At 41.3% G+C, this 213-nt stretch carries 1 protein-coding gene; it reads right to left on the reverse strand.

All coding sequences use genetic code 11. The annotated features are described in order from the left end of the window. Window positions 1-213: hypothetical protein (locus SCA31_RS25950; protein WP_410699812.1), on the reverse strand; the 213-nt coding region annotated here is incomplete at both ends.

Consider the following 213-nt stretch of genomic DNA (forward strand, 5'->3'; position numbering starts at 1 on the left):
GAAACATCAATAGTAACACCAGCCCCTGCAATAAGCTTTGCCTTAGTACCCGCTGTGGATGAATTGATGGTGATACGATTACCACAATCCGGAATATGCGCTGTTAGTTTTGTGGTTATTGTTTGAGTACCACCAGTGTCTAGGCTATAGGTTTGACCTTCGGCTAAAATCAATTCTTTGATCTCATTGTCTGTAACCAGTTTACCACTTACT

This window comes from Chryseobacterium sp. SIMBA_028 (assembly GCF_046535285.1).
GTDB lineage: Bacteria > Bacteroidota > Bacteroidia > Flavobacteriales > Weeksellaceae > Chryseobacterium.